Source organism: Roseomonas acroporae (assembly GCF_023223525.1).
GTDB lineage: Bacteria > Pseudomonadota > Alphaproteobacteria > Acetobacterales > Acetobacteraceae > Roseomonas_E > Roseomonas_E acroporae.
Map to the genome: position 1 here is coordinate 1 of NZ_JALPRX010000180.1, position 7,209 is coordinate 7,209.

5 protein-coding genes are annotated in these 7,209 nt (G+C 73.9%); 4 read left to right on the plus strand and 1 reads right to left on the minus strand.

Features of this window, described 5'->3' with window-relative positions:
- Positions 1-100 precede the first annotated feature (100 nt).
- Positions 101-1,138, minus strand: coding sequence for a 2-hydroxyacid dehydrogenase (locus M0638_RS27480; RefSeq protein ID WP_248670146.1), 1,038 nt, complete (start codon positions 1,136-1,138; stop codon positions 101-103).
- A 315-nt stretch (positions 1,139-1,453) separates the two neighbouring features.
- On the opposite strand from M0638_RS27480, the gene oxlT reads away from it, so the two are divergent.
- From oxlT to M0638_RS27500, 4 genes are all read left to right on the plus strand, one after another.
- Complete coding sequence (gene oxlT, locus M0638_RS27485) at positions 1,454-2,779, plus strand: oxalate/formate MFS antiporter (RefSeq protein ID WP_248670147.1); 1,326 nt, start codon at positions 1,454-1,456, stop codon at positions 2,777-2,779.
- Between the two features lie 474 nt (positions 2,780-3,253).
- Positions 3,254-3,979, plus strand: coding sequence for a gluconate 2-dehydrogenase subunit 3 family protein (locus tag M0638_RS27490; protein WP_248670148.1), 726 nt, complete (start codon positions 3,254-3,256; stop codon positions 3,977-3,979).
- A 3-nt stretch (positions 3,980-3,982) separates the two neighbouring features.
- Positions 3,983-5,761, plus strand: a complete 1,779-nt coding sequence (locus tag M0638_RS27495; protein ID WP_248670149.1) for a GMC family oxidoreductase — start codon at positions 3,983-3,985, stop codon at positions 5,759-5,761.
- Positions 5,758-7,149 (plus strand): cytochrome c, encoded by a 1,392-nt coding sequence (locus M0638_RS27500; protein WP_248670150.1) that lies wholly within the window; start codon positions 5,758-5,760, stop codon positions 7,147-7,149. The genes M0638_RS27495 and M0638_RS27500 overlap by 4 nt, the downstream gene beginning before the upstream one ends.
- The last annotated feature ends 60 nt before the right edge of the window (positions 7,150-7,209 follow it).

Below are 7,209 nucleotides of genomic sequence, written 5' to 3' on the forward strand. Positions count from 1 at the left end.
ACTGCGGTTCGCCGTAGCCCGGCCGGGCCGCGAGGGCCGGGCCACGCCGCCTCGCGCGGGAGGGGAAAGGGAGCCGGCGCGGCCCTGCCGCCGGCCCGCCCTACCCCGCCGCATCGCCCCGCCAGCGCCCCCGCACCGCCGCCCAGTTCACGGCGTGCGTCGGCGCCGCCCCGGCGAGGCAGGCGTCGATGGCCCGCGCCATCTCCCCCGCCGCGCGCGTGTAGGACCAGTCGGTGACGCCGGCGATGTGCGGCGTCGCCAGGATCTCCGGCCGCGCCAGCAGCGGGGAAGCCGCCGGCAGCGGCTCGGGCGTGAACACGTCGAGCGCCGCGCCGGCGAGCCGCCCGGCCTCCAGCGCCGCCAGCAGCGCGTCCTGGTCCACCAGACCGCCGCGCCCGACATTCACCAGGAACGCGCCGGGCTTCATCGCCGCGAAGGCCGCCGCGTCCATCACGTGCCGAGTCGCCGGCCCCAGCGGCAGGCAGAGGAACACGTAGTCGCTCTCGCCGAGCAGCCGCGCGAACCCGTCCATGCCCGTCACCCCGGCAAGCCCCAGCGCCGCGGCCGCCGCCGGATCCGGCGTGCGCGTCGCCGCGACCACCCGCATGCCGAAGGGGCGCAGCCGCGCCGCCAGCGCCTTGCCGATGCCGCCCAGCCCGACGATGCCGGCGGTGCGCCCCAGCAGCGCCTGGCCGGTCGGCGCGCCCCAGTCGGCGATCGTGGCGTTGCCCCCGGCTCCGCCGGCGGCCCGCATCCGCGCCAAGAGCCGCAGCAGGTCCCGCCCCAGCGCCAGCGCCGCCATCACGCACCATTCGGCCACGGATTCGGCGTTGCCCGTCAGCGTGCTCGGCACGTTGCCGACGGCGATGCCGCGCGCCGTCGCCGCCTCGATGTCCACCCCCTCCAGCCCCGCGCCCCATTGCTGGATCAGGCGCAGCCCGTCGATCCGGTCCATCAGCGCGCCGTCCACCCGCGTCATCAGCGGTACCAGCACCGGCGCGGCCCAGCGGCGGCCCGGATCGGCCGCCAGCCCGGCGGCGAGGTCGTCCACCGCCAGGACGAAGTCCGGGCGGGCCTCGCGGAGGTAGCGGGCGGTGTCGGGGAAGGTGCGGTCGGCGAGGAGAACGCTCGGCGTCACGATGGCGGAACCTCTCGGCGGTCGGGGCCGGCAGCCTACAGCGGATCGCCGTCCCGTTGAGCCGGCCGATGGCCCCGTTCGTCATCCCCGGCCGGTCCCGCTGCCGGCGTCCCGTCCCCGTCGCGGCCGGCGCCGCCCCGGGGCGGGACGCCCTCGTGGCGAGCGGCTTGTAAAGCCTTGTCAAACCCAGTGCGCAAGAAAACTTCTGTAAACACCCTGAAAACTGTAGAAAATTTACAAACATGGCATTGCGCGCGACCGAAGCTGTCTGTTGCATTGCGGCATCTCGTTACCCGTACCGGAGCGCAGGGCGTCATGACACGCAGCGACACGATGGGAGTGGATCCGGCGACACCCGCCCGGCGCTGGGGGCAGCTCGCCCTCGGCGTGCTGGCGATGGTGATGATCGCCAACATGCAATACGGCTGGACGCTCTTCGTCGGCCCGATGCAGGCGCAGCACGGCTGGAGCCGCGCCGCGATCCAGGTCGCCTTCACCATCTTCATCGTCGCCGAGACCTGGCTGCTGCCGATCGAGGGCTGGCTGATCGACCGCTTCGGCCCGCGCGCCACCGTCTTCACCGGCGGCCTGCTGGTGGCGGCCGGCTGGTCGATGAACGCGGTCGCCGACAGCCTTGCCCTGCTCTACGTGGCGGCCGCGGTCGGCGGCGCCGGCGCGGGCTTCGTCTACGCCGCCTCGGTCGGCAACGCGCTCGCCTGGTTCCCCGACCGGCGCGGCCTCGCCGCCGGCATCACCGCGGCGGGCTTCGGCGGCGGCTCGGCGCTGACCATCCTGCCCATCGCCTGGATGATCGAGGCGCACGGCTACCAGGCCACCTTCCTGTGGTTCGGACTCGGCCAGGGCGCGGTGCTGCTGCTGGCCTCGCTGGCGATGCGCAAGCCCGCCGCGGGCGAGGTGCCGGTGGTGGCGGCCCAGGCCACGCCGGCCGGCGGCGCCCAGGGGAGCGGCATGCGCCAGGGGGCCGACTGGAAGCCCGGCCAGGTGCTGCGCTCGCCGCTGTTCTGGGTGCTCTACGCGATGTTCGTCATGGTCTGCGCCGGCGGGCTGATGGCGACGGCGCAGCTCGCCCCGATCGCGCACGACTTCGGCATCGCCAACACGCCCGTCTCGATCCTGGGCCTGACCCTGCCGGCGCTGACCTTCGCCCTCTCGATCGACCGCGTGCTGAACGGGCTGACGCGGCCCTTCTTCGGCTGGGTGTCGGACCATCTCGGGCGCGAGAACACCATGTTCGGCGCCTTCCTGCTGGAAGGCATCGGCATCCTGGCGCTGATGCACTTCGGCGCCGACCCGGTGCTGTTCGTGGTGCTGACCGGCCTCGTCTTCTTCGCCTGGGGCGAGATCTACTCGCTGTTCCCGGCGCTGTGCACGGACCTCTACGGCCGCAGCCACGCCACCACCAACTACGGCATGCTCTACACCGCCAAGGGCACGGCGGCGCTGCTGGTGCCGCTCTCCTCGGTGCTCCAGCAGGTGAGCGGCGGCTGGGAGGGCGTGTTCCTGGTGGCCGCGACCTGCAACATCGCGGCGGCGGTGCTGGCGATCGCGGTGGTCAAGCCGCTGCGGCGGCGGGCGGCCGGCCGGATCGAGGCGCCGGTGGCGGCGCCGGCGGTGGCCTGACGCCCGGCCGGACCAGGTTCCGGGCACCGCGCCGACCGTGGGGACCGGCCGGTGCCGACAGACCCGGCCGGCCCAGAACGGGCCGGTCCAGAACGGGCCGCTCCGGGAAGGGCCGGGGCAGGACGGGCCCGCCCCACCCCGCCCCGCGCGGGCCGGTGCCATGCCCGGGCAGGCTGCCGCCCCGACGCCCACCGCCGGCGCGGCGGGGCACCCGGCCACTCCGCCTCACACCGATGTGCAACACCGTTCCTGTCGGCGCGTTCCGGAACCCGGCGGCCCCCCACCGGGCGGCGCAGGGGATCCCGTCAAGTCGACTGGGAGCCAGCCGAGCGATCGTCGCGGCCTGATGAAGCTCGGTGCCGCGCTGCTGCCGGCGCTGGCCGGGCTGGAAGCCGGCCAAGCCGGGATCGGGCGGGCCGAGGCCCGCACGCCCCCCGCGGCGGCCCCCCTCGGGGCGGCGAAGGGGATCGCGTCATGTCGAATGGGAGCCTGCCGAGCGATCGTCGCGGCCTGATGAAGCTCGGTGCCGCGCTGCTGCCGGCGCTGGCCGGGCTGGAAGCCGGCCATGCCGGGATCGGGCGGGCCGAGGCCGGCACGCCGCCCGCGGCGGCCCCGGCGGCCTACGCGCCCGGCTACTTTACCGCCACGGAATGGCGCTTCCTGCACGCCTTCTGCGACCGGCTGATCCCCGCCGACGAGACCGGGCCGGGCGCGGTCGAGGCCGGCGTGCCGGAATTCATCGACCGCCAGCTCGCCACGCCCTGGGGCTTCGGGAAGCTCTGGTACATGGAAGGCCCCTTCGTCGACGGCCCGCCCGAGCTCGGCGTGCAATCCCCGCTGACGCCGCGCGACCTCTACCGGCAGGGCATCGCCGCGGTGGAGGCCTCGGTGCGGCGCGCGCAGGGCCGGGCGTTCGCCGAGCTGGACGCCGCGGCGCGCGACGCGGTGCTGCACGCGCTCGACAAGGGCGAGACGGATCTCGGCCCCGCGCTGCCATCGGCCTACTTCTTCGCCTCGGTGCTGCAGGACACGCTGCACGGCTACTTCGCCGACCCCGTGCATGGCGGCAACCGCGGCATGGGCGGCTGGAAGATGGTGGGCTTCCCCGGCGCGCGCGGCGATTTCTGGGACTGGGTGGACCGCCACGACGGCAGGCCCTACCCGCTGCCGCCGATGTCGATCACCGGCCGGCGGGCCTGAGCGATGGCGGAGACACGGCGGCCCGAGGTCGACGTCGCCATCGTCGGCTTCGGCTGGTGCGGCGCCATCATGGCCAAGGAGATGCGCGAGGCGGGGCTGCGCGTGGTGGCGCTGGAGCGCGGCGCGATGCGCGACACCTGGCCCGACGGCGCCTACCCGAAGACGCTGGACGAGCTGACCTACAACGTCCGGCACAGGCTGTTCCAGGATCTCTCGCAGAGCACGGTGACGATCCGGCACAATGAAGGCCAGCAGGCCGTGCCGTACCGGCGCTTCGGCGCCTTCCTGCCCGGGCAAGGCGTGGGCGGGGCGGGGCTGCACTGGTCCGGCTGCCACTGGCGCGTGCTGCCCGAGGAGCTGCGCCTGCGCAGCCACTACGAGGAACGCTACGGCCGGGGCTTCATCCCGGACGAGATGACGATCCAGGACTTCGGCGTCACCTATGCCGAGCTGGAGCCGCATTTCGACTTCGCCGAGAAGGTCTTCGGCACCTCCGGCACCGCCTACCGCGTCAAGGGGCAGGTGGTGGGCGAGGGCAATCCCTTCGAGGCCGACCGCTCCAGCCCCTTCCCGCTGCCGGCGCAGAAGAACACCTATTCCGCCGAGCTGTTCCGCCGCGCCGCGCTGGAGGTGGGCTTCCACCCCTTCAGCATCCCCTCCGCCAACACCTCCGCCCCCTACACCAACCCGTACGACTGCCAGATGGGGCCGTGCAATTTCTGCGGCTTCTGCTCGGGCTACGCCTGCTACATGTACTCCAAGGCCTCGCCCAACGTGAACATCCTGCCGGCGCTGCGCGACGACCCGGAATTCGAGCTGCGCCCGGGCTGCGAGGTGCTGCGCGTCGATCTCGACAGCACGGGCCGGCAGGCGACCGGCGTCACCTACGCCGATGCCGAGGGCAACACGGTGACGCAGCCGGCGCGCCTCGTGATCGTCGCCACCTTCGCCTACAACAACGCGCGGCTGCTGCTGCTCTCGCGCATCGGCCAGCCCTACGACCCGCGCAGCGGCGAGGGCACGGTGGGGCGCAACTTCAACTACCAGAACATGGCCACCATCAAGGCGTTCTTCGACACCGACAAGTATGTCGATCCCTTCATCGGCGCCGGCGGCAACGGCGTCGCCTTCGACGACTTCAACGGCGACCACTTCGACCACGGCCCGCTCGGATTCGTCGGCGGCTCGCCCTGCTGGGTGAACCAGGCCGGCAACAAGCCGGCGAGCGGCATCGCCCTGCCGGCCGGCTCGCCCGGCTGGGGCGCCGCCTGGAAGAAGGCGGCGCGCGACGCCTACCGCCACACCGTCTCGATGGACGCGCACGGCACCAACCTCTCCTACCGCGACTGCTACCTCTCGCTCGACCCCACCTACAGGGATGCCTGGGGCCAGCCGCTGCTGCGCATGACCTTCGACTGGCACGACAACGACATCCGCATGAGCCGCTACGTCACCGCGCAGATGGAGAAGGTGGCGCGGGCGATGGCGCCGAAGTCGATCAACGTGCTGGTCAAGCAGCCCGGCGCGCATTTCGACGCGCGCTCCTACCAGACCACGCACATGGGCGGCGGCGCCGTCATGGGCACCGACCCGCGCACCAGCGTGCTGAACCGCTATCTGCAGAGCTGGGACGTGCACAACGTGTTCGTCCCCGGCTCCTCCGCCTTCCCGCAGGGGCTCGGCTACAACCCGACCGGCACGGTGGCGGCGCTGACCTACTGGTCGGCCCGGGCGATCCGCGGCGAGTATCTGAGGAACCCCGGCCCGCTGGTGCCGCGATGAGGCGCCGCCTCGCGCCGCTGCTCGCCGCCGTGCTGCTCGCGACGGCCGGGCTCGGCACCCGGCCGGCCGCCACGCCGGGGGGCGCCCGGGCGATTCCCGCCGCGACGCCCAACACGGGGTCCGCGACGGAGTCCGCGGCGCCGCCGGCCGCCGACCCGGCGCTGGTGGCGCGCGGCGCCTATCTCGCGCGGCTCGGCGACTGCACGGCCTGCCACACCGCGCCGGGCGGCCGGCCCTTCGCCGGCGGCCTGGCCATGGCGACGCCGGTCGGCACGATCTACAGCACCAACATCACGCCGGACCGCGAGACCGGCATCGGCCGCTATTCCGAGGCCGACTTCGCGCGCGTGCTGCGCGAGGGCGTGGTGCCGGAAGGCCACACCCTGTACCCGGCCATGCCCTACCCGTCCTATGCCCGGCTGACGGAGGCGGACACCGCGGCGCTCTACGCCTACTTCATGCACGGCGTCGCGCCGCAGCGGCAGGCGAACCGGGATTCCGACATCCCCTGGCCGCTCTCCATGCGCTGGCCGCTGCGCTTCTGGCGCCTCGCCTTCGCGCCCGCGCCGCGCCCCTTCGACGCCGCCGCCTATCCCGATCCGCGCGTGGCGCGCGGCGCCTATCTCGTGCAGGGGCTCGGCCATTGCGGCGCCTGCCACACGCCGCGCGCGCTCACCATGCAGGAGAAGGCCCTGACCGACCGCGACGGCGCCGACTACCTGGCGGGCGGCGCGGTGATCGACGGCTGGGTGGCGCCCGCCCTGCGCAACGACGCCCGCGCCGGACTCGCTTCCTGGAGCGAGCAGGACATCGTCGAATTCCTGCGCACCGGCCGCAACCGCTTCACCGCCGTGTTCGGCGGCATGACGGACGTGGTGGCGCACAGCACGCAGCACATGACGGAGGCGGATCTCGGCGCCATCGCCGCCTACCTCAAGTCGCTCGGCGGCGCGCCGCGCGACCCGTACCGGCCGGACGGCGCCACGGAGGCGGCGCTGCGCGGCGGCGACGACGGCGCGCGCGGCGCCGCCGTCTACCTCGACAACTGCAATGCCTGCCACCGCAGCGGCGGCCAGGGCTACACGCGGGTCTTTCCCGCGCTGGCCGGCAACCCGGTGGTGCTGGATGCCGACCCGACCTCGCTGATCCGCATCGTACTGTTCGGCAGCACGCTGCCGGGGCTGCGCACGGCGCCCTCCGCCTTCACCATGCCGCCCGCCGCCGGCCGCCTGGACGACGCCGCGGTGGCGGACGTGGCGAGCTTCGTGCGCGCGGCCTGGGGCAACCGCGGCACGCCGGTCGCCGCCTCGGACGTTGCCGCGGTGCGGCGGACGGCGACGCCGGCGGAACGGGCGCGGGCGCGGGAAGCGGCCCCGGCGCCCCGCTGACAGGGGCGGCGCCGTGCTCTAGAGCATGCTGCGTTTACATGGAAGCGTATCCTGAGTTGG

Coding starts and splice junctions, on each gene's coding strand:
- oxlT (WP_248670147.1), top strand. CDS start 1,454: ATGACACGCAGCGACACGATGGGAGTGGATCCGGCGACACCCGCCCGG.
- M0638_RS27490 (WP_248670148.1), top strand. CDS start 3,254: ATGTCGAATGGGAGCCTGCCGAGCGATCGTCGCGGCCTGATGAAGCTC.
- M0638_RS27495 (WP_248670149.1), top strand. CDS start 3,983: ATGGCGGAGACACGGCGGCCCGAGGTCGACGTCGCCATCGTCGGCTTC.
- M0638_RS27500 (WP_248670150.1), top strand. CDS start 5,758: ATGAGGCGCCGCCTCGCGCCGCTGCTCGCCGCCGTGCTGCTCGCGACG.